This is a genomic window from Vibrio sp. Vb0888, assembly GCF_033338835.1.
GTDB lineage: Bacteria > Pseudomonadota > Gammaproteobacteria > Enterobacterales > Vibrionaceae > Vibrio > Vibrio alginolyticus.
The window spans coordinates 620,434-643,584 of sequence record NZ_JAWOTL010000001.1; the positions used below are offsets into that span (position 1 = coordinate 620,434).

The window sequence follows — 23,151 nt, forward strand, 5'->3', positions numbered from 1 at the left end:
GCGTCATTTACCTGTCAGCATGTAGCCGTGGTGACGTATGGTTTTAATGGTAGCCGTATGGATATGAGCCTTAGAGAATTTCTTCCTTAGTGAGGATATACGCATATCAATCGAACGATCAGTAATACAGTATTCAATGCCTCGGGCAAGACGGCAACATGATTCACGAGATACTGGCTTATCGACATTCAGCATCAGGAGCTCTAAAATTTCAAACTCAGAACTCGTTAAACCAATATCTTTTTGCAAATAAAATGCTTGGGAGCGACGAAGACAAAGACTAATGCCATATCGGCTCAGCTTTTCTTCTTCAACGATATCAACTTGACGACAATAGCGACGCAACGCTGCTTCAATACGGGCGAGAAGGATATTGCCTTTTATCGGTTTGGTAAGGTAATCATCAGCACCAAACTTAAATAAGCTCACCTCGCTCATTTCATCATCGGTCGCAGTCAAAACAATGATAATACCATGATAAAACTTACGCGCCTCTTGACATATTTCTGCGCCATTTTTTCCTGGTAACATCAAATCTAACAGCACTAGGTCCGGCTTGAGCCCCTTAATCGTTTCTAATGCATTTTGACCGTTATCGATGACAGTTACCGTATATCCTTCGGCTTCGAGGTACATTTTGGTTAATCGAGCAATCTCTGAGTCGTCTTCTACCAGTAAGATTGTATTACCCACCATGAATCATTTACTCCACCAATATGATGGAGGGAGTATATCGCTCGTCCTATAGTGCGCAACCTACTTAAATGATAATTTTAATAAAACGCAGGCTTACATACGCTTACAAACCATACATATACGATAATCCTAATCATTCTATACCCCTAAAGCCATGCAATAACCTGAGGTTTTATTCATTATCAGAATATAGCTTCACATAGAAAATAAAATTCGGAATAAAAATCCACTATATTTTTAAATATATCGAATAATAGGTCTTACCAAAAAATAATATCAACATATATGACTTAGTTTGCTTATATAGACAGGACTTTATGTTGCTTCTAAGTTTCCTGCTCTAATAAAGTCTACGAGTAACATGAAATGAGATATTCCAAATTAACACCTTTAGCCATATTTTGCGCGATAAGTCTAACTGCTTGTGGCGGCAGTGAATCTAATTCGAAACCATCGACAACGACACCTCCAACACCACCAATGCCAACATTGAGCACTGTCACAATCCCAACTGTCGTTTCTACAAAGTTTCCAGCCAAGTTAAAAGTGGCTGCTGATTCGGGCTTCACCCACTATGTGAAAATCTCCCTTTCCGAAGCAAACAACAACGATACATTTCACATTGTGGCTGTTGATGACGGTGCGAATAATGAAAAAATCTTTCGTGCAGCCAAAATCATCCAACACCTTCTCACAAACCAACCAGACTCTAAGTACGGTGCTGACAAGTCTCGTATCGCTAAGACATTAGCCGAGCGTGATGCCACACTAATGCTGACCGAAAACGACGAACAGAATGATGAGATGTTAACCAAAATCTTTATCAACGAACTGATTCGCCAAGACAAACTGAACGACGCAGTTACAAACTCGGGCTTAGCACACTCTTTTGATACGAGTTCTCTAGAAAAGTTTGTTGTAAGCATGATGGTACTTAACGAAGATGATATGGATACACTTGTCACATCTATCGCGTCAACATTAGTAACTAGTAAAGAAACACCAAACTGGCTAAGGAATAGCCAATCTTTAATGTATCGAGAACTGACAGTTGAAGGCGATTGCCATTACATGAGTAATTTTGCCGATTACTGCGCCAATCTTGGCAAAAAAGCCGAACGAGACGCCGCTTTTGAAGAAATTTTACACTTGGTCCAAGCGCAAGGTATTGCACCTAACACGGCGACTGCGGCACTGCAAAATGACATTCAAGCTCATGCGTTAAGCATCTATAACGATATTCAATCGGGCAAACCGACGGTGTGGCGCCCTACTCAGTATGACTGGGACGATTGGAAATCAGACGACTTCGATCCTGAAAGTGTTAAACAAACGGGCCCTTCATATTCTCACGAATATTTTGCTGCCGCTTTTGAAGCTTACATGGGTGTAGCAAAAGCAAACGGACATGGTTTAGATGGCTACCAAGCGTTAACGCGTGAAGAAATGCAAACCCAAGATCCACAAGCCGTTGATTGGATCAGTGGCTTATTCCACGGATACTTGCAATATACCGCGAATATCGACTCTGCGGGCGTCAAGCTCTACACAGAAAAGACAAATCCAGGCACAGTACCTACCTTCCGTATGGCTCCCAACAAAGACGGTTTGATAGAAGCGTACACCTACAAATCTCAGTGGTTAACAAAAGTGAAGATCATTGGCGACGACGCGATGAATGTGATCGGTAATGATCAAAACAATACTTTTGAAGGCAACAGCAAAGACAACAGCATTTATGGTGAAGGCGGTATCAACACCTATATCGTGCCACACAAACTGGCGGAATGTACTGTTATCAAAGCAAAGAGCGTTTCTGTTGAGTGCCCAAATACAGGCACTGACGAGTTGTACGACATTCAGAACATCCAATTCACCGACCAAACCCTAGATGTAACCAAGCTATAAACAATGAAAAACATGAAGAAACTTATTCTATTCGCTCCCTTGCTCCTTGCTGGTTGTGGTGGCCTAGCCGTCATGGATCGTACTGATGCCGTAAAAGCACAACCAGAAATGCTGATCAAAACCGACGGTGATTTTTGGGGATTCGGTGCAGATGGCCATTTTGATTTTGCTGGTAAGTACAAAGGCAAGTATTCACGCAGTGCTTCTAACTCAAGTTGGTTTAACCGTATCTCTTTCAAAGAAGGTTCAATGGGCGCAGAAGTGACTCGTATCGACAGCGGAGAAACTTGGCTTTTGAACTGCACCGGAGGCGGTATGTCGGTTAACTACATGGGCGTCGATTTTGGTGGGAATGATCCTTACACCTGTGACATTACTCAAGATGGTAAAAAAGTCGGTGAGTTTGCGATGGAGCCAAAATCGGCTCTCATCGACATCAGCTTTGAAAAAAAAGAGACAGGCGTAGTGCGTATTGGTAGCACCCACTTTAATGTAGAAACTGTACATACTAGTCCTGACGCCATGATGGCGGTAGACATTCCATTGGGTTATAGCTTTAAGGAGGGCACACAAGAAATTGCCGCAGTGCAGACGAACGGTACCATTGCGGTACAGATGCTCCCTGAACTTAGCGAACAAAAAAAGGATGTAATTGCCATCGGCGCTGTTGCAAGTGCACTAAGTTGGCGTCCTAAGAAATAGCCACCACATAAAACGACACAAAAAAATAACAAAGCCCTCAACTTTGAGGGCTTTTATTGCTTGTACTCATAGAGATAAGTGGAGCACTACTTCTCTAATCTTCCCGTATACTGCTTGGGCGTTAATCCACGATGTTTCTTAAACATACGATTGAAGCTCGCCACATTGGTGTAACCAAGGCGCGTGGCAATGTCATCAATACTCACGCGCTTACTCAACAAACCAGCTGCAATATTACTCAATACATAGCCAGAAACCGTCGAAAAATTGAGCCCTAATTTATGCAAACGACGTTGAAACTGCTGTTCAGATAAATCAAGCAGAGAAGACACGCGCTCTAACGTTGGCAATCCATAATGGCTGCTGTAGTTCACCACTTCATAAATCACTTTCAACTCGTCTTCTGGATCGGGCATATTAAGCAAATCATCCAAGTCGGAAAAACTCATCGCTAGACGGCTGTCTTCTCGATGGCTCACTTGGCGGGAGGCTAATCGGTCATCTCCCGGGATCCAGATCTCTGTTTTTGGCTGACTCCATTCCACCTCGCAGCCGAAATATTCCCGGTATCGCTCAGTATTTTTTCTCGAGCCTGAAACCTTGACACGTAAAGGCTGGTAATCTTTGCCAAGAAATTCGCGTAACACCTTAATCATAAATACCGCACAGCGGATACTATCGTGCACCTTTACTGACGTTTCTATAAACGGGTTGTGGTAAGTCCATTTGATGATTTTACCCGACTGTTCGCCAGCAAAAAACGCCCCTGATTGTAGATTGCTCACACCATAATTCACTCGCCGAATGGTACTGGCTAAATCATTGCCGGAGAATAACCAGCGTCCCACTGGCCCTAGCTTTTGCAGTTCAATACCCCGGCTGAGACTCAACACCACATCCGGGTCAGCACTGGCTTGTTCAACACAACGATACCATTCCGCAACGGCTTTTAGCGGGATCAGTGTCATTGGGTTACGAAACACCGATACTGGGATTCCTAACTCATCCGAGTCCAAATTGTATTTAGATAACGCGAGGTTATGCATGTTTAGAATGCCCATCGCGCGAATAAACCGAACCGTTTTCATAACCAATTACATCAAATTTAATCCTATAGTGATTGAATCTGTCACAAAGAAAGCCGCAAATCAAATTCAGATCACAATACGCCAACAGTTTGATAGAGGAGTGTTTAATGAGTTTACTGAGTGTCCCATTTGTCGGTACAGGCGCAGATACGGCGTTACATGTTGTCGCTGCTGTCGTTTTAATTGCGAGTGTCGCGGGCGCGTGTTACGGCTTTTGGAAAATCCATGAATTGCCTATCAATAAAGCACACAGCAAAGACCATCATCAGTTAGGGCTCATCACTGCGCTGACCTGGATAGGGTTTGTCTGGCACTGGGTTTGGGTGCTAGCCGTGATCTTTGCATTTGTTGATATGGAAAAAGCCATCATCAATCTGCGTGATACATGGAAAAGTAAACCGCAAACAGAAACACAGCCAAAAGAGGAAGCATAATGTTAGAAGGTTTAGCGGTATGGGCACTCTTCATCTATCTGTTGCGTTTGGTTGGCATGCCTTGGAACAAAGCAACCAAATCGTTCGCTTATCTTGGCGGCTTGGGTTGGCTAATGTTCGTCTGGGTAGGTTTGATTAACTTCACCCCGATGGATTTATCCGGCGGTTCTGTCGTGCAGTCACCACACATCCAATTGCGTCCAGATTCAACCAATGTAAAAGGTAAAGTTGACCACATTTACATTGAGCCGAATCAGAAAGTTAAAGAAGGTCAGCTAATTTATGAACTTGACCCAACGCAATACAAAATCGCATTAAATCAAGCGAACGTATCCGCTGATTCTGCTCGCGTTGCATTAGCTACGGCAAAAGGCGACATCGAGATTGAAGAAGCTAACCACGAAGCGCTAGTGCAAGATCTAGAAACATCAAAGAGCCAGTTGGAAGCGGCGAAAGTTGACTACAAATTGCAGAAAAAAATGCTAGATCGTTATGTTGAGCAAAACCGAGTAGTGCACAACACCATCACGGAAAGCGATATCGACAAACAATCGAGTGCGGTTGATATGGCACGTCACAACGTGTTGACCCTTGAGTCTCAAATCAAGAAGAAACAAGTCGATATTTCCCGTGCAAAACTGGCGATTCATAAAGCGGAACTTGCAGTTGAAACTAAACAAGCCGAACTGCGCCAAGCTGAAGAGCAAATTGCAAAAGCGCAATGGGATTTGAATAGCACAAAAGTTCATGCCCCAACAGATGGCTTTGTCACCAACTTTATCCTGCGTGAAGGTCAGCGTGTATCGATGATGCCGCGTATCAACATGTACACTAACGAGAAGTACGTGCTGATGCGAGTCAACCACCAGGCGATTCGTAACATCAAACCGGGTCAGCCAGCGGAATTCTCTTCGTCCGTTTACCCAGGTAAGATCTTCTCAGCGACCGTCGAAGGCATTGTTGAAGCAACAGGTGAGTCACAAGGTAATCTACTGGGTTTCGATGATTCCGTACGTGTCACCACTGGAAAGAACTTACAGAACAAACACCACTTTGTTCGTCTTAAGATTGATGAGCCAGAAGGCTACGACATCCCTGTTGGCTCTGTTGGCCTCGCATGGGTCAGCGGTGAAAAACCGATAGGCTTCATGGCCTTCTTGGATGTGATTCGCGGGATCATCATCCGAATGAAGTCTCAACTGTACTTCTTCTACTCTATCTAAACTCGCAAACCGCCAGTTACGCTGGCGGTTTTCTTTTCATTTGTATCCAAACATATCCTTTTCCCGTATAACAATTAGTTAGTAAATAGCGGAGAAGATTCATGTCGGCAAAGGAAAGAAGCCTACCTACCCATCGCATCTCAAGATTCAGCAAGTTCGCTTCACTTGCTACCCGTGTCGCAGGCAATGTGATTACAGAAGGCACGAAGCAGATAGCCAAAGGCAACAAACCAAAAGCGAAAGACCTCTTGCTGACGCCACAGAACATCGCGCGTTTAACTGACCAACTTGCTCACCTACGTGGCGCTGCAATGAAGCTTGGTCAAATGCTGTCAATGGATGCTGGTGATGTTTTAGAACCTGAACTTGCCGATATTCTTTCCCGTCTTCGTTCCAACGCAGACCCAATGCCTGCAAAACAACTCAACGCAGTAATGGAAAGTTCGCTAGGAACGAATTGGAAAGCTGAGTTTCTGTCATTTAACTTCAAACCAATCGCCAGTGCATCAATAGGACAAGTGCACCAAGCTTACAGCGATGCGGGCGATAACCTAGCCGTCAAAGTGCAATATCCGGGCATACGGAAAAGTATCGATAGCGACGTCGATAATGTCGGTACACTGCTCAAGGTCGTTGGGTTGATTCCCGAGTCTGTCGACTACAAAGGATTGCTCGAAGAAGCGAAAAAGCAGCTACATGACGAGGCCGATTACGCACGAGAGGCACAATTTGCCATTCGTTATCATGACGCTTTGAAGGAGCACCCTCATTTTGTCGTACCGAAGATTCATACTGAAAGTTGCTCAGACTCCGTTCTCGCGATGGAATTCATTGATGGTAGCCCGATTGAGCAAATCGAACATTATGATCAGAGTACACGGGATTTTGTCATGCACAGCCTACTCGAATTACTGTTTCGAGAGCTGTTCGAATTTAAGATGGTACAAACCGACCCAAACTTCGCCAACTACTTATATATCGAAAACACTCGTCAAATCGGCTTGCTAGATTTCGGGGCGACCCGCGAATACAGCGAACGGTTCAGTACCGGCTATCGCCAAGCTTTTGCGTCTGTCGTGAATAATGACGAACAAGGCTTAAATGATGCGCTTGAACAAATAGGCTTCTTCAGCCAAACCATCCTTCCAGACCAGCGCCAAGCGATTCTCGATCTAGTGAAAATGGCATGTGAACCGATGTTAGTTGATGAGCCTTATGACTTTAAAGCCAGTGGCTTAGCACAAAAGCTTCGCGAAGCTGGCACTATTTTAAGCATGGAACAAGAATACTGGCATACTCCACCAGCAGATGCCCTATTTTTGCACAGAAAAATAGGCGGAATGTACTTGCTGGCAGCCCGTATTGGCGCAAAAGTGAACATTCGCCAATTGGTACAGCCATATCTCACCATCAACAGCAAATAGCCTATTGTTTTTCTGTTACTTTCAAGTACCTTGAGCAAGGTTAAGATGCATAGTTGTGCATCTCAATAACATGCCATACTTCCATAAAACGAATTAACTATCGGGGTACTCGGTGAGCAAGTTTCAAGATCTCTCCACTCTAATCCAGCAAATTGGCCAAGCCGAAGAAGCGGATCAAGTCGCAACGCTCAATGAATCTATTGAAGCGGGCCTCGAGCCCGGCGCGGTTGCCCTGATTCTAGAAGCATTTCCAATCGACGATCGTGTTCGCTTATGGCGAGCTTTACCACTAGAGCTACATATCGACGTGTTAACGGAAATGCGTGCGGACGTACGTTTCTCTATCATCAATGCGTTATCTGAAGTCGAGCTAAAGCTCACTCTCGCTAAACTCGACAACTTGTCGCTCATCGAATGGGCCGATTCGTTGCCAGAGTCGATCATCAACGAAGCGCTCTCGTTGATAGAAAAAGATGAGTTGGAACTTTACGATCAAGCAAACGAGTATGCTGATGAAGAACTCGGCCACTGGGCTGAACGTAAGATCATCACCCTGCCCTTCAACATTACGATTGGGACAGCTAAGCAGTTAATGGAGCGCTATAGCTACGACACGCCTCAACAGGTGTATCTGATTAATCGTAATAAACAGTATCGTGGAACGGTCAACTACTTCGATATCTTACGTGGTGACCCCGATACTCGCTTAAAAACACTCGTTATTGAGGCTGTGACGGTTCTAGACAGTAAAATGATGCTTCCTGAAGCGGTAGAGGCATTAGAACACAGCACACTGCCCGCTCTCCCTGTAACTGATGCAGACCAAACACTGATCGGTGAAGTCGATTGGCAGTTTGCATTGAGTACACAGCGTGAAATCTACGAAGCACGTTTGATGGCCGGTACAGGTATGGATGAAGGCGATGACTTGTTTGCGCCAGTATTAAAAAGCTCGCAAAAGCGCGGTGTTTGGTTAGGCATCAATTTGCTTACTGCGATTTTGGCGTCTGTCACTATCGGACTATTTGAAGATGTAATTGCGCAGGTGGTGGCTTTGGCGGTGCTCATGCCAATTGTTGCATCCATGGGGGGCATTGCTGGCAGCCAAACGCTCACTCTAATGATTCGTGCGATGGCGCTTAATCAGATCACCCCAGGTAACCGTTTCAAGCTATTGAAAAATGAGTTGGGTATTGGCTCTCTGAACGGCATTGCTTGGGCGTTAATCATCGGCGGGCTCGCCGGATTGTGGTTTCAATCTCCGGTTCTAGGTGGGACCATCGCGCTGGCCATTATCGTCAATATTATTACCGCAGCTTTATTTGGTGTGCTGATTCCCATCATTCTGGATAAGTTTAAATTGGACCCCGCTTTGGCTGGCTCGGTGATTCTAACAACAGTGACAGATGTAGTTGGTTTTTTCGCCTTTTTAGGAACGGCGAGTTTAGTCATGCTTTAAAAGGTTCATTGTTTATTAATCAATCATTAGCATAATAGAATCAAATTGCATAACGCAGTTGCAAATTGCAAACACACTCAAACTTTAAGCAACGCATGTCACAGAAACTACGTGTTTTAGGGCATATTAAAGTTGGCACAGTAACTGCATTATATAAATCGACCCTTCTTAAGCCGAGGGTCACCTAGCCAACTGACGTTGTTAGTGAACTTGATTTTGTTCACATGTATATAAGCCAATCGCACTCTTTGCGGTTGGCTATTTTTTTATGTGGCTATTGCCCTCTTATCCTCTGACCGAGCTCGGTTGTACTTTTCTTACCCACAACAGATTGTTTACTGTTTATAAAATTCAAATATTCGCCCACTAAACCATTAGAAATGCCAGCTTCAACAAAAATAAATCACCTACATAAAATAAAACCAAGAAAACACACCCAGAAAAGAACAAATAACGTCCAAACCAAAAACCTCATCATGAAATCGTTTTCTTTTCATAGAAATCGACTGAACAATCCAGAGTTATAGATAAATTTAATCCATAAAAACAAATAGCAATTCAAAACATTCATTTCACATAGAAAACCTGTCTATAAATCATAGAAAATACGTAAAATCAAAATTTCCACCTTTAGAATTTAAAAATCAAACCATTGTTATTAAAAGAAAAAATACACATCAAAAACAAAGCAAACGTTTAAATTGCAATTTTATCATTGACTATTAAATTTACATCACGATAATACGCGCCGTTTGCCTGAAAATCAGGTGCTATAATTTAATATTTCAATGTGCGGAGGTAATAATGGCTGGAGACAATAACTACAGTCTTGGACCAGTTCCTAACACGGCCAGAAAAGGCGTGGCGTCACTTACAATGGTGATGTTAGGACTCACTTTTTTCTCCGCAAGTATGTGGACTGGGGGTTCTCTCGGTACTGGGCTCTCCTTTAATGATTTTTTCCTCGCTGTTCTCATCGGTAACCTAATCCTCGGTATTTACACTTCTTTCCTCGGTTACATCGGCGCTTCTACTGGTCTCTCTACTCACCTTCTTGCTCGTTTCTCTTTTGGTTCTAAAGGCTCTTGGCTTCCTTCTGCTCTTCTTGGCGGTACTCAAGTTGGGTGGTTTGGAGTTGGTGTCGCGATGTTTGCGATTCCGGTGCACAAAGCAACGGGCATCGATACCAATACTTTGATCCTCGTCTCCGGTTTGCTCATGACCGCGACCGTTTACTTTGGCATCTCCGCACTGATGGTGTTGTCAGCAATTGCCGTTCCTGCCATTGCGCTACTTGGCGGCTACTCTGTCATCGAGGCAGTAAATAGTGTTGGCGGTATAAGCGAACTACAACAGGTTCAACCAACCGAGCCACTCGATTTTTCAATAGCTCTCGCGATGGTTGTCGGCTCTTTTGTCAGTGCTGGTACATTAACGGCGGATTTCGTACGCTTTGGTAAAAAGCCGCGCAGCGCCGTGATGATCACCATGGTGGCATTTTTCATCGGTAACTCGTTAATGTTTATCTTTGGCGCGGCAGGTGCGTCGGTGACGGGTCAATCAGACATTTCTGAAGTGATGATCGCGCAAGGTCTTCTTATTCCAGCTATCATCGTTCTTGGCTTGAACATCTGGACGACCAACGACAACGCGCTCTACGCATCGGGTCTTGGATTTTCCAACATCACAGGCTTACCAAGTAAATACATCTCAATGGCGAACGGTCTTGTTGGCACACTTTGCGCTCTCTGGCTCTACAATAACTTTGTTGGCTGGCTGACCTTCTTATCTTTGGCAATTCCACCGATTGGCGGTGTGATCATCGCTGACTTCTTCACGAACCGTAAACGCTACGCAAACTTTGAAGCCGCCCAATTCCAAAACGTTAACTGGGCTGGCATTATCGCTGTCGTGATTGGCGTTGGTGCGGGACACTTCCTGCCTGGCGTAGTGCCGATTAACGCTGTACTTGGCGGCGCAATTAGCTTCCTGATTCTTAATCCTATTCTTAACAAAAAAGCACTGGCTACACAGCCAGCGTAAGGAACCATCATGACAACACTACTGATCAAAAACTTAACGCTAAAAGGACAAGAAGGTCTGCAGCAAATTTTGATTGAAGATGGTCAATTCAAGCACATTGAAAGCAACGATGTGGAGCTTAGTCATAACGGTGACATCATCGATGCTGAAGGCGGTATGGCGGTTGCGCCTTTCTGCGAGCCACACATTCACTTAGATACAACTCAAACCGCAGGCGAGCCAAGCTGGAACATCTCTGGCACATTGTTTGAGGGTATTGAACGTTGGGCTGAGCGCAAAGAAATGCTGTCGATTGAAGACGTGAAAGCGCGCGCAAAACAAACCTTAAAATGGCAGATAGCAAACGGCGTACAACACGTTCGTACCCACGTCGATGTTTCAGACCCTACCCTAATTGCCCTAAAAGCGATGGTAGAAGTGCGTGAAGAGATGAAAGAATGGGTAGATATCCAAATCGTCGCCTTCCCGCAGGAAGGAATTCTCTCTTACCCAAATGGCAAAGAGCTGCTAGAAGAAGCCGTCAAATTAGGTGCGGACGTGATTGGCGCGATTCCACACTTTGAATTCACACGCGAATATGGCATTGAATCGCTGCACTACGTATTCGAGTTAGCGCAAAAATACGACCGCCTGATCGACGTGCATTGTGATGAAATCGATGACGAACAATCTCGCTTCGTTGAAACACTGGCAGCATTAGCGCACAAGTTTGATATGGGGAATAAAGTCACGGCCAGTCACACCACAGCGATGGGTTCCTACAACGGTGCATACGCATCTCGCCTGTTCCGTTTATTACGCATGTCCGGTATCAACTTCGTGGCAAATCCATTGGTGAACATTCACTTACAAGGCCGTTTTGATGATTACCCAAAACGTCGCGGCGTAACACGAGTGAAAGAGATGCTGAATGCCAACATCAACGTCTGCTTTGGACACGATGATGTATTTGACCCTTGGTACCCACTAGGCACTGCAAACATGCTGCAAGTGCTGCATATGGGTCTGCACGTGTGTCAGGTGATGGGTTACGACCAAATCAACAACTCACTGGATCTGATCAGCACCAATTCAGCACGTACACTGAACATTCAAGACAAGCACGGCATTGAAGAAGGCAAACCAGGTAGTTTACTGATTCTTCCCGCAGAAAATGGTTTTGACGCAGTACGTCGCCAAGTGCCGGTTCGTTACTCTGTTCGTCACGGTAAAGTGATTGCAGAAACACAGCCTGCGACAACTCATATTCATCTTGAACAAGCAGAGCAAGTAACGTTCAAACGCTAAAAAGATCGGCGAAAAGAAAAAGGCCTGACGACATCGTCAGGCCTTTTTTCTACTGGTAAACATCACTGCTCGCTCTGTCTATTCTTGTCTCATAAACCACTGAACACATTGAAAGGCCATATAAAACGGCTCAGTACCAAACGTTGCACAAGGTTCTGGTGGCTGAATCTCAATTACACCATCGCACTTGGAAATTATTCTAAGCGTTGGGCATACTTCTGACTTCATTTTAGTTGTAGATATGAACCATGACGTCATTAAGCCAGATAGAACCGCAATTTTTGGAATTTATGCAGCAAGAGATGCAAGTAGATGCAGCTCATGATCTTAAACACGTAAAACGCGTGGTCAAAACAGCGAAACAGCTCTGCAAAGAAGAAAATGCAGACATCGCGATTGTATTACCGGCTGCCTATTTGCATGATTGCTTTACTTACCCGAAAGATCACCCAAATCGCAAAGAGAGCTCAATCATCGCAGCCAAAAAAGCGGTCGCATTTTTAGAGAGTATCGATTATCCCCAGCAATATCATGATGCCATTGCTCATGCGATAGAGGCACACAGCTTTAGCGCAAACATCAGGCCAAATACGTTAGAAGCCAAAATCGTCCAAGATGCCGACCGTCTGGACGCTTTAGGCGCAATTGGCGTGACGCGATGCATTCAAGTCAGCACTCAATTTAACGCGCAACTTTACAACGACAGCGATATATTTGCCGAAGAACGTGAACTTAACGATAAACAATTCACTCTGGATCACTTTCAGACCAAGTTATTCAAAATCGCTGAAACTATGAACACAGAGTCAGCAAGACGCGAAGCGCAAAAACGCAAAACCTTTATGCAAACGTACCTAGAGCAGTTACACGACGAGGTAACAGCGTAAATGTCAGAAAGCTATACGTTAATTAAAGAGCTTAAACGCCAACTAAAGTTAGCTGGGCTGCATTATGCTGATGTTGCACAACACCTTGATTTAAGTGAAGGAAGCGTCAAACGTTTACTCGCTGAAGGTCAACACATTAGTCTTGAACGCTTAGAACGCATTTGCCAATTGATTGGTTTAGAAATGGCGGACCTGTTTAAGCTTGCGGCTGCGCACAATAAAGGTCTAGAGTCGCTAACGTTAGAGCAAGAAAAGCAGTTGGTTGATGATAAAGCCCTGCTACTCGTGGCAATCTGTGTTGTAAATGGCTATCAGTTTGAGCAAATCGTTCAGCAATACACCTTCAATGAATTTGAACTGGTGCAAAAGCTTGCTCATTTGGATCGTCTGAACATCATCGACTTGCAGCCAAATAACAAAATTCGTTTGCGTATATCTCCGACATTTAAGTGGCAGATGGGCGGCCCTATTCAACGGTTCTTCCAACAGCAAGTTCAAGACGCCTTTTTCCAAAGCTACTTTTCTGGTGAAGATGAAAAGTTCTCCATGGCAACAGGATTGATGAGTGTACCAACCAACAAGAAGCTACAACAGAAACTGCAAAAGGTCATCGATGAGTTTTATCAGGCTTGCCAAAATGATAGCTCTCTCGATATGGACGAAAAACACGGCACCTCTCTGATTATTGCGATGCGTCGTTGGACGTTCCCTCTGTTTGAACCATGGGAAAGAAAACCTACTCAGAAGTCTCGGAATTAGTAACTCAATAAACGAATGGAAATGAAAGTAACGAATTTCGTTACTTTTGGTGGCATACAACGTCACTTGAAAAAGAAAGCTGGTTTAATCGTTCATTGAGCATAAAGTGCTCCCATCTCATTCGACTTTGTTTAATCGGGGCCCGTATGTTTTTCTCAAAACGCTTTTTTCCTTACTTTGTGACGCAATGCCTTGGCGCACTCAATGACAACATCTACAAAAACGTTCTGTTATTGATGGTGACATACAGCCAAATTGATAACCTACCAATATCCGTCAATCTATTCGTTAATTTGGCGGCAGGCTTATTCATCCTACCTTTCTTTCTATTCTCAGCGCATGCTGGTGCCGTCGCTGACTGCATGGACAAAGCCAAGTTAATCCGACGTCTAAAGCTCATCGAACTAGCTATCATGTCTTGCGCAGCAACCGCTATTGCCACCCAAAGTGCCATGCTGATGCTGGTTCTGCTGTTTATGACAGGCACTCAATCGGCCTATTTTGGTCCCGTGAAATACGCCTTGCTACCACAAGCGCTCAAACCAAATGAGCTTGTTAAAGGAAATGCTTGGGTTGAAATGGGCACGTTCCTTTCGATTCTTATAGGTACGCTTTGTGCAGGCCTGCTGCTATCCATTCCTAATGGTACCTTGATTGCTTCTTGTACCGTGATTGCCTTGTCTTTGCTTGGGTTCATGAGCAGCGTGAATATTCCAGCGATGCCTAGCCAATCGAATGACAAAGCGAAATTTGAACCGATTTCTGGTTTAAAGGACACGTTAAAAGTGGCAAAAAAACAGAGAGGCATCTGGATGTCTATTCTTGCCATTAGTTGGTTCTGGTTCATGGGTGCGACTTACCTAACTCAATTCCCTAACTTCGCACGCGAACATTTGTTCGCAGATAGCACTGTCGTTTCTTTACTGTTGGCATTGTTTTCCATTGGTATCGCTACAGGCTCTTGGTTGTGTGAAAAACTTTCTTTCAACCACGTTGAGCTTGGTATTTTGCCATTCGGTATCCTTGGTCTGACAGTCTTTGGCGTCGACTTGCTATGGGCAGTCCCAAGTTATCCATCACTTCCGGTGCACTTTTATGATGTGCAAAGCTTCGTTGCTGAATCAAAACATCTGCGCGTCATGATTGACCTGTTCCTTGTTGGTGTAAGCGGCGGTGTCTTTATCGTTCCTCTTTATGCGTTCATCCAATCGCGTTCAAACAAAGGGGAGTGTGCACGTGCCATTGCTGCTAACAACATCATGAATGCGTTGTTTATGGTGGTGTCTGCTTTGGTTTCGATCGTTGTACTCAGCGTACTAGAGCTTTCTATTGTGGAACTGTTTGCCATGATGGCAATAGGTAACTTTTTCGTGGCGATCTATGTCTATCGCCAAGTACCGGAATTTACACAACGCTTTATCAGTTATTTACTCAGCCATTGTATGTATCGTGTGTCCGTAAAGGGGCGCCAACATATCCCTGAACAAGGTGCTGCGTTAATCGTGGCTAACCATGTTAGCTATGTCGATGCATTGATTTTGATGGGAACCTCTACTCGCCCGGTTCGTTTTGTGATGGACAAGTCCATCAGCGAGCTACCTGTTCTTAAATATGTATTCCGTCATGCCGGTGTTATCCCGATCTGTTCTCCACGTAAGTGTGCCGACACTTACCGACGAGCATTTGAACAGATTGAACAAGCACTTAACGACGGTGAGGTTGTCTGTATCTTCCCTGAGGGTCGTTTAACGTCTAACGGTCAATTGGGTGAGTTTCGCCCTGGTGTAGAGAAAATCCTTGAACGTAACCCTGTTCCTGTCATCCCTATGGCGTTAAAAGGGCTTTGGGGTTCTTTTTTCAGCCACAAAGGCGGACATGCTCTCACAAAACGACCGACTCGTTTTTGGTCAAAAGTGGATGTTGTTATCGGTGAAGTGTTAAGTCCTGCGTCTTTAAATCGTCATCAATTGCAACAACAAGTACAGGATTTACTGGGCTGAGTCGCTTGCTACAGCAGTCAAACTTTGCAGCAAAACGTAAATATGCACCACAAAGCACAAGTAGTTTCTTGTCAATTAGAGTAGGATATCTACGACGTCATAAATCTAGGAGGTATTATGAAAATCATCATCTTACATGGTCTTTATATGCATGGGCTGGTCATGCAGCCTCTTAGCCAAAAGCTGAGAAAACTCGGATACGAAACGCAAGTACTCAGCTATAACACTGTTGCTATCGATGAGTCTTCACTGTTTGATTCTATTGATCATTCGCTTAATCCACTGACCACAAACGTGCTCGTGGGACACAGCTTGGGAGGCTTGATGATTAAGCGCTATCTCGCCAACAGAAAACCGAGCACTAACTTAATCTCTCATGTTGTCGCTATCGGTTCGCCTCTTAAAGGCGCGTCCATAGTAGGTCGGATTCAAGATCTCGGATTGGGTGCAATTTTAGGCAATTCGCCACACCACGGATTAAACAAACATGATGACGCTTGGGATTTCCCTCAAAAACTCGGCAGTATCGCAGGAACGATGCCGATTGGCGCTCGCCCATTGTTGATCCGTAATGACAACACCATGTCGGACGGTACCGTTACCGTAGAAGAGACAAGACTGGACGGTATGCAAGATCATATCGAAGTGAAGCAAACGCATACGAGCCTGATTTACAACACCTTCGTGCCGCAGCAAATTGATCACTTTATTCGCACAGATTATTTCCGTCGATAGCACACTTTTCCATCATACAGATGGAATCGACTTTCCAAGCTATTCAGTTCGCAGTACTATCCTAGCTCCACTTCTTCACAACTTGGATGAAGTGGTACATTTTTAATTGTTCTCAGGGCGGGGCGAAATTCCCCACCGGCGGTATACTTTTTCAAGTGAGCCCGCGAGCGCTCGATTCGTCGAGGTCAGCAGATCTGGTGAGATGCCAGAGCCGACGGTTATAGTCCGGATGAAAGAGAATAAGAATACACCAGCATAGCGAGTCAGATCGCTAAGAATGCTGGTGCACTTCTTTTTGATCGTATTTTACGGCGATCTCTCATACCGCCCTGATTCTGGTGAAATTTAGGAGTTAACCATGAATCAGTCATCACTACTTGCCGAATTCGGCGACCCAATTACTCGCGTTGAAAACGCACTTATCGCTTTAAAAGAAGGCCGTGGCGTACTGCTTCTTGATGATGAAGATCGCGAAAACGAAGGCGATATCATTTATTCAGTCGAGCACCTCACTAACGAGCAAATGGCATTGATGATCCGCGAATGTAGCGGCATCGTTTGTTTGTGCTTAACAGATGCTCAAGCAGACAAACTGGAACTGCCTCCAATGGTGGTAAACAACAACAGTGCAAACCAAACCGCATTTACGGTTTCTATTGAAGCGAAAGTTGGTGTAACAACGGGTGTTTCAGCAGCAGACCGCGTAACGACCATTAAAACGGCGGCAAACCCGCACGCAAAACCGGAAGATCTTGCTCGCCCGGGTCACGTATTCCCTCTGCGCGCACGTCCAGGTGGTGTAATGACTCGCCGTGGTCACACAGAAGGTACGATTGATCTGATGCAAATGGCAGGGCTTCAACCCGCTGGCGTACTGTGTGAAGTGACCAATCCAGATGGCACGATGGCAAAGGCACCGGAGATCGTAGCATTCGGTCGCCTGCACAACATGCCGGTACTGACGATTGAAGACATGGTAATGTACCTGAACCAGTTCGAGTTGAAACTGGCATAGTCAGATCTCAGCTCTAGAAAAAAGCCGCGCATTTGTGCGGCTTTTTTGATCGATCCTCTTTGCACTTAAGTAGTTATACTTATTGAAAACAAGGGGAACAACACCATGAAAGGATTACTGAACTTCGCCGCTCTTGTTAGCTTTCTCTCCATGAATTCGCTTGCTCTTGCATCTGAGTGCCCTGATATTCTTCAAGGTAAGCAAAGGTTGTTAAACTCAACGGAAGAAGTCGATCTATGCGAAAGCTTTAAGGGAAAGACACTACTAATCGTCAATACAGCAAGCCAGTGCGGCTTCACTCCTCAGTTCGAACAGTTAGAAACCCTCTATCAAACTTACAAAGACCAAAACTTCACCGTTATCGGTTTCCCGAGCAATGACTTTCGACAAGATAGAGGAAGCGAAACAAACACAGCGAAAGTCTGTTATCTCGATTACGGGGTAACCTTTCCAATGATGGCTCGCTCTTCAGTATTAGGTGTAGATGCGAATCCAGTCTTCAACCAGATTACTAACCAAGCAGGCATAAAACCAAAATGGAACTTCTACAAGTTTCTAATTAGCTCTGAAGGTAAAGTTATTGCGACTTTTCCAAGCTCCACATCACCGACAAGTACTACGCTTACCAATATGATAGAGCAACAATTATAAGGTGACGACCATGACAACACGCTCAACCATGCTACAACTCGGTTACTTAGGCCTGGTTCCATTTGTGTTTAGTTTAGGGCTGATTTTCGCTGACATCTCACTCTTCAATTTAAGTGGTCAGCAATTTTTCATCGCATATAGCGCCGTTATATTAAGTTTTTTATCCGGCATCCTTTGGGGTAATGGCATTGAGCATTACTACCATCGCCTTAGCCGAAATATATTAATTCTCAGCAACCTTTTTGTCTTACTGGCTTGGGGTGCATTACTGCAGGGCCACAAACATTACGCGGTCGCTACCCTACTCTTAGCAATTGGGTATCTTGCTGTTTGGTATGCAGAAAAGCTCGTGAGGAAAGTCGAACAAGACGCCGAGCCCAAGGGATATCAAGGAATGAGGAGCAAACTGACCTTCGGCGTAATCGTAATGCACGGATTGGCTTTAGTTTCATAACCTGGTCTGTCCAGTACTAAGATCACAAAAAAACGTCTTTTTATAAAACAATGTTCATTTCGTGAATGCACACATATTTTGAACACTGTTTTGTTTCATTTATGAATCAATCCACATATAAGTAATTCAAAGCATTCACAAAGGATATGAATATGTTTTTTCGCAAACTTTTGTTTAGCACTGCGATGATCAATGCAACGACAGGTTGCGTGTCTTACCAGGCACAACAAGCCGCCGCTCAAACAGTAAATAATACAGGTGCCGTGCTTACCAATGTGATTAAAACCACGATTGCTCAGCCATGTAATGTTGCAATCACTGCTGCTAGCTTGTTTTATCCGCATGCCATATTTATGACTAGTGTTCCGACTCAAGCATGTACAAGCGTTCTTAGATAATACGAGAGTGATAAGCATAAAAAATGGCGACTCTACCGTCGCCATTTTTAAGCATCAATGCTATTTACAGTTACAGCGTCAATAAGTAATTAACTAATTGATTGTACTCGTCGTAAGTACGAATTTCGTTGGCCAAAACAATGTATTTATTGTTCACAACCACACCCGGAACCCCTCTTAACGTGCTGGCAGAGAATTGCTTATCAAAACCTTTCTGCATTGAGTTTACGGCGAAACTGTTGTACGCCGCATCAAACTTCTTACCTTCTACGCCATTATCAACGAAGAGTTGTTTCAGCTCAGCTTCGTCTTTTGGCGCTTGTCGCTTTTGATGAATTTGGGCAAACATGGCAGGAATCATTGTATCTTCAACCCCAAGCGACACCATCGTCGCGTAGGACTTGGCCATCGGAATCGCCATATCTCCGCCCATGAACCCCACATGTACCTTTTCAAACTTTGCCTCTTTTGGCAGAGCAGGTTTTAAACGCTCAATAAGAGACTCAAACTTGTAGCAATGTGGGCAATAAAAAGAAAAGAATTCCGTCACAACAGGTTTCGATGCTTTCTTTACATCCAGAACTTTGTAGTGCTTCCCTTCTTCAAATTGCGCTGCATGAGCGGTAAAAGTCAGTAAAAGTGCACTACATAAGGCAAGTAGTTTTTTCATTGTTTATTTCCTTGTGGCATTCAAATGCCAAATCATTTCATTTGGTAAAAAGGGGTAAACCCCAAGTAATTTGAGATGAGGAATTAAACAATCGGAGGACGATAAAGCTTGGTGATCACTGTCACTACTTTTTCGACTAGAGGCCTATCAATCAAAGCAAGGCTATAAGGAAGAATCAGTAAGTCGTTTTGAGATAAGTTGGCGGGAATTTTGACCATGCAGGAAGAGCTACAACTCGTGTGAGATTGTTGTGCCTTATTGATGGCTGACTCATCGTGATGTGATTCTACGCAGTCGTCATTGACGCCAAGTTGTTTGTGCAGAGCAGCCTGTTGAACAATAAGATCGCGTACTTCAATTGTTTTCATCGGAACGGAAGCCTGCGCCACAGGAGCGACACTACTCAAAAGCATAGCAACTAAGCAAACTATCGCAGTCAACAATGTACGGTTAAACTTCAACATAGCTACATCAAGGAAAATGGTGATTTAAGATAATACATGATAACGGTTTGACTTCAAGATACGGACTCTCGGCTCGCTAACAAACTCTGTTCTTTGACCATTTTAGGCTAGTGAATTTTCTCTCTAACGATCCCTCAGTACACGAAACCAGCACAACGAACTATTCACCGTTCGAATACTCCCCTCATCAGATACCAGCAACAATTCGATAAAACTTGAAATCATTATGAAACACGAGTAATAGTTAGAACAGTTTTTGTACGAACAAGGAAAGATCAATGCTTAAAAAGAGATTCTTTAAGACAAAAGATGAAGTCGAAGTCACGTTCGAGCTAGATAAAGATCAGTGGGACTCTGTCCAAATTGCTGGAGACTTCAACAACTGGCAGCCAGAACCGATGAAATTAGTGAAGAAAAGTCGTCAGTTTAAATTTAAAACCCGCTTACCTAAAGCGCAGAATGTTCAGTTCCGTTACTTGCTCGATGACGCGAAGTGGGAAAATGACCCACAAGCTGATGCTTACGTTCCAAATGCATTTGGCAGCGACAACAGCGTCGTGTGTACCACCGAATAAGCGGTAATTTCGCTTTAAGATTCCATACCTAGGCGCAAACGTTGCGCCTTTTTGCATCTCTCTAAATGTGATAGGTGATTAGATTTAAATCATTAATTGGCAATTTTATCCAATTAACTCATCCGATAACCTTATTCTGAGAAAGCTTTATTTGAAATAATTCGTAAATTTGTTTAAGTTCCATTGATATTAAATATTGTATACATCACTTAAATGAACGCACAACAAATCAAACCATCTCTAATCATTGTGGAAGACGATCCCAAATTACAAACTATGTTGGGAGAGTATTTTGTTGAACAAGGTTTTCAGGTCAAATGTATCGACAATGGGACGGACGCACCTAATGCGATTATTGACACACAACCAGACGTGGTGCTGTTAGATTTGATGCTACCCGGGCAAGATGGTCTGAGTGTATGTCGTCAAATCCGAGAATGCTACAAAGGCAAAGTGTTGATGCTGACAGCAAGTGATGATGACTTCGATCATGTCGCCGCATTAGAAATAGGCGCAGATGACTTTGTTACTAAACCCATCAAACCTCGCGTATTGCTAGCTCGTATTCGCATGCTATTAAGAAGAAAAGAGGCGGCGCCTACCGAGTCCGAAAACTGCCTACAAATTGGTGTTCTGTGTTTAAACCGGTTGCGTAAATCGTGCGTAATGAACCAAGAAGAAATTGCGCTGACAGACGGCGAGTTCGATTTGTTGTGGGTTCTTGCTACGCATGCTGAAAAAACACTATCACGTGAGTGGCTGACCAAAACACTACGTGGTATTGAATACGATGGAACAGACCGCACCATTGATAATCGCATAGTGACACTGAGAAAGAAGCTAGGCGATGCTTCTTGCTCACCACAAAAAATCATTACCGTTCGCGGCAAAGGCTACCTATTTATGCCTGATGCATGGAATGAATAATGAGACGGATTTATCTGGAAAGCTTTGTTGGCCTTATCATTCTGTTTATGGCTAGCTTGTGGGGATACGAGTTCTTAGTTTATGAGATCAACACAGATTATGACTACCTATTACAAGAGCATGAGGGTCAAGCTTTTCACGATCTGATCTACCCTATCTATAAAGAACACGGATTAGAATATACTCAACAACAGTTGGAACAATTTGCCACATCAAGCCATCGTTTGTTGGTGCCTCATACGCTTGAAGAGCTTCCAACAGACATCAAAAAGGCGTTTGAAAGTGATACCTCCGTTAACGTCGCTTACGATGAAGAAAGGGATATCTGGTTCCGCCTAGATGCGAGCACGCCTATCTTTAAAATGAGCGATAATCCGAATAGCCCTGTGGTTAAAGCTGCCAACTTTGATGACAATATCGTTTGGTTGTTCTTTTTAGCTGGATTTGCTCTGTATTGCATATTGTTGATCTGGTTCTTAAGCCGTCGGATTCGAGAGCTAGAGAGAGTGACCGTTGAGTTTGCCTCAGGTAACTTCAAGGCTCGAGCTAGTACCTCAAGCGCTAAGTCTGTTGGGACGTTAAACAAAAGCTTTAACACGATGGCCGATAAAGTATCTCGCTTGATCACTAGCAATAAAATGCTAACTAACGCCGTTGCACATGAATTGCGTACCCCAATCTTCCGCTTACAATGGCAAGCAGATTTGTTATCGGATTCAACCTTAACTGAACAACAGAAAAAGTATGTTTACAGTATCGTCGAAGACATTGACGAGATGGAAGAAATGGTTGAAGAATTGCTTTACTACGCAAAGATGGAGCGTCCTGACACAGCATTACAAACTCAAGAAGAAGTCGTCCTATTCAACTTAGTCAAAGAGTTACGACAGAGATGGCAAAAAGAGACTACGCTCGCTATCTCGCTTCAAGAAGTAAACTCAGAAAACGTTCTCGCGTTTGCTGACCCAAAATTGTTAAAGCGAGCCTTAGATAACTTGCTGCGCAATGCAATGCGGTACGCAGATAAGCAGATTTTAGTAGAGATAAAACACGATCAGCACCGCTGCTTCATCAATGTTCATGATGATGGCATAGGTATTGAAGAAAAGCATTGGCCTCATCTATTCGAACCATTTTACAGCGCGGATGAATCTCGCAACAAAAAGACGAGCGGGTTTGGGCTCGGTTTGGCGATTGTCAGACAGATAATAGAGCTTCAACGTGGAGAAGTTTCGATTTGCCATAGCCCACTTGGAGGAGCTTGCTTCACACTTAGCCTCAAAAAATCAGACAGTTAACTTAACCTTCCTACCCCGTTTACAGAAGACGACACTTCAATACACTCAAGCGAC

General features: G+C 44.1%; 23 protein-coding genes and 1 riboswitch. Of the genes, 19 read left to right on the top strand and 4 right to left on the bottom strand.

What is annotated here, in order from left to right:
* Positions 1-3: 3 nt before the first annotated feature.
* Entirely contained in the window at positions 4-696 is a 693-nt protein-coding gene (locus R7P72_RS02645; protein WP_005373624.1) for a response regulator transcription factor, read from the bottom strand.
* A 366-nt stretch (positions 697-1,062) separates the two neighbouring features.
* Between R7P72_RS02645 and R7P72_RS02650 the strand changes: the two genes are divergently transcribed.
* Entirely contained in the window at positions 1,063-2,604 is a 1,542-nt protein-coding gene (locus R7P72_RS02650) for a hypothetical protein (RefSeq protein ID WP_031778832.1), read from the top strand.
* Between the two features lie 12 nt (positions 2,605-2,616).
* Positions 2,617-3,306 (top strand): hypothetical protein, encoded by a 690-nt coding sequence (locus R7P72_RS02655; RefSeq protein WP_031778833.1) that lies wholly within the window; start codon positions 2,617-2,619, stop codon positions 3,304-3,306.
* Between the two features lie 86 nt (positions 3,307-3,392).
* On the opposite strand, the gene R7P72_RS02660 is transcribed toward R7P72_RS02655, so the two are convergent.
* On the bottom strand, positions 3,393-4,394 hold the full coding sequence (locus tag R7P72_RS02660) for an AraC family transcriptional regulator (protein ID WP_005373633.1): 1,002 nt from the start codon (positions 4,392-4,394) through the stop codon (positions 3,393-3,395).
* A 107-nt stretch (positions 4,395-4,501) separates the two neighbouring features.
* On the opposite strand from R7P72_RS02660, the gene R7P72_RS02665 reads away from it, so the two are divergent.
* The 14 genes from R7P72_RS02665 (at position 4,502) to R7P72_RS02730 (ending at position 19,163) form a co-directional block, all read left to right on the top strand.
* The gene (locus R7P72_RS02665; protein ID WP_005373635.1) at positions 4,502-4,828 is read left to right on the top strand and encodes an MFS transporter; all 327 of its coding nucleotides are present in this window, start codon (positions 4,502-4,504) and stop codon (positions 4,826-4,828) included.
* Positions 4,828-6,051, top strand: a complete 1,224-nt coding sequence (locus R7P72_RS02670) for an HlyD family secretion protein (RefSeq protein ID WP_005373637.1) — start codon at positions 4,828-4,830, stop codon at positions 6,049-6,051. Before R7P72_RS02665 ends, R7P72_RS02670 begins: the two co-directional genes overlap by 1 nt.
* Positions 6,052-6,152: 101 nt before the next feature.
* Positions 6,153-7,475: an ABC1 kinase family protein gene (locus R7P72_RS02675; RefSeq protein WP_005373639.1), complete on the top strand. Its 1,323-nt coding sequence runs from the start codon at positions 6,153-6,155 to the stop codon at positions 7,473-7,475.
* A gap of 112 nt (positions 7,476-7,587) precedes the next feature.
* Positions 7,588-8,934, top strand: coding sequence for a magnesium transporter (locus R7P72_RS02680; RefSeq protein WP_005373641.1), 1,347 nt, complete (start codon positions 7,588-7,590; stop codon positions 8,932-8,934).
* 804 nt (positions 8,935-9,738) lie between these two features.
* The gene (codB, locus tag R7P72_RS02685) at positions 9,739-10,977 is read left to right on the top strand and encodes a cytosine permease (RefSeq protein WP_005373644.1); all 1,239 of its coding nucleotides are present in this window, start codon (positions 9,739-9,741) and stop codon (positions 10,975-10,977) included.
* 9 nt (positions 10,978-10,986) lie between these two features.
* A complete protein-coding gene (locus R7P72_RS02690) occupies positions 10,987-12,264 on the top strand; it encodes a cytosine deaminase (protein ID WP_213907148.1) in 1,278 nt (425 codons plus the stop codon).
* A gap of 248 nt (positions 12,265-12,512) precedes the next feature.
* The gene (locus tag R7P72_RS02695; RefSeq protein WP_017819864.1) at positions 12,513-13,151 is read left to right on the top strand and encodes an HD domain-containing protein; all 639 of its coding nucleotides are present in this window, start codon (positions 12,513-12,515) and stop codon (positions 13,149-13,151) included.
* A complete protein-coding gene (locus R7P72_RS02700; RefSeq protein WP_005373649.1) occupies positions 13,152-13,910 on the top strand; it encodes a helix-turn-helix domain-containing protein in 759 nt (252 codons plus the stop codon). It abuts the gene before it with no gap.
* 146 nt (positions 13,911-14,056) lie between these two features.
* Positions 14,057-15,910: an MFS transporter gene (locus tag R7P72_RS02705; RefSeq protein ID WP_005373651.1), complete on the top strand. Its 1,854-nt coding sequence runs from the start codon at positions 14,057-14,059 to the stop codon at positions 15,908-15,910.
* 117 nt (positions 15,911-16,027) lie between these two features.
* Positions 16,028-16,645 carry a hypothetical protein gene (locus tag R7P72_RS02710; RefSeq protein WP_005373653.1) on the top strand — a complete coding sequence of 206 codons (618 nt, stop codon included), beginning with the start codon at positions 16,028-16,030 and terminating at the stop codon, positions 16,643-16,645.
* A gap of 104 nt (positions 16,646-16,749) precedes the next feature.
* Positions 16,750-16,890: riboswitch (FMN riboswitch) on the top strand.
* 113 nt (positions 16,891-17,003) lie between these two features.
* Positions 17,004-17,660, top strand: coding sequence for a 3,4-dihydroxy-2-butanone-4-phosphate synthase (ribB, locus tag R7P72_RS02715; RefSeq protein WP_005373655.1), 657 nt, complete (start codon positions 17,004-17,006; stop codon positions 17,658-17,660).
* Between the two features lie 105 nt (positions 17,661-17,765).
* Entirely contained in the window at positions 17,766-18,311 is a 546-nt protein-coding gene (locus R7P72_RS02720; protein ID WP_005373657.1) for a glutathione peroxidase, read from the top strand.
* Between the two features lie 10 nt (positions 18,312-18,321).
* On the top strand, positions 18,322-18,765 hold the full coding sequence (locus R7P72_RS02725) for a DUF3429 domain-containing protein (protein WP_005373660.1): 444 nt from the start codon (positions 18,322-18,324) through the stop codon (positions 18,763-18,765).
* A gap of 152 nt (positions 18,766-18,917) precedes the next feature.
* A complete protein-coding gene (locus tag R7P72_RS02730) occupies positions 18,918-19,163 on the top strand; it encodes a hypothetical protein (RefSeq protein WP_005373664.1) in 246 nt (81 codons plus the stop codon).
* A gap of 70 nt (positions 19,164-19,233) precedes the next feature.
* Here R7P72_RS02730 and R7P72_RS02735 read toward each other — a convergent pair whose 3' ends face one another.
* Positions 19,234-19,833, bottom strand: coding sequence for a thiol:disulfide interchange protein DsbA/DsbL (locus tag R7P72_RS02735; RefSeq protein ID WP_005373667.1), 600 nt, complete (start codon positions 19,831-19,833; stop codon positions 19,234-19,236).
* Between the two features lie 83 nt (positions 19,834-19,916).
* Positions 19,917-20,297, bottom strand: a complete 381-nt coding sequence (locus R7P72_RS02740; RefSeq protein ID WP_192948007.1) for a hypothetical protein — start codon at positions 20,295-20,297, stop codon at positions 19,917-19,919.
* Positions 20,298-20,575: 278 nt separating this feature from the next.
* Between R7P72_RS02740 and R7P72_RS02745 the strand changes: the two genes are divergently transcribed.
* The 3 genes from R7P72_RS02745 to R7P72_RS02755 all read left to right on the top strand — a co-directional run bounded on the left by R7P72_RS02745 (position 20,576) and on the right by R7P72_RS02755 (position 23,097).
* On the top strand, positions 20,576-20,872 hold the full coding sequence (locus R7P72_RS02745) for an isoamylase early set domain-containing protein (protein WP_005373671.1): 297 nt from the start codon (positions 20,576-20,578) through the stop codon (positions 20,870-20,872).
* Positions 20,873-21,085: 213 nt separating this feature from the next.
* Positions 21,086-21,799, top strand: a complete 714-nt coding sequence (locus R7P72_RS02750) for a response regulator (RefSeq protein ID WP_104980484.1) — start codon at positions 21,086-21,088, stop codon at positions 21,797-21,799.
* The gene (locus R7P72_RS02755) at positions 21,799-23,097 is read left to right on the top strand and encodes an ATP-binding protein (RefSeq protein WP_104980482.1); all 1,299 of its coding nucleotides are present in this window, start codon (positions 21,799-21,801) and stop codon (positions 23,095-23,097) included. The genes R7P72_RS02750 and R7P72_RS02755 overlap by 1 nt, the downstream gene beginning before the upstream one ends.
* The last annotated feature ends 54 nt before the right edge of the window (positions 23,098-23,151 follow it).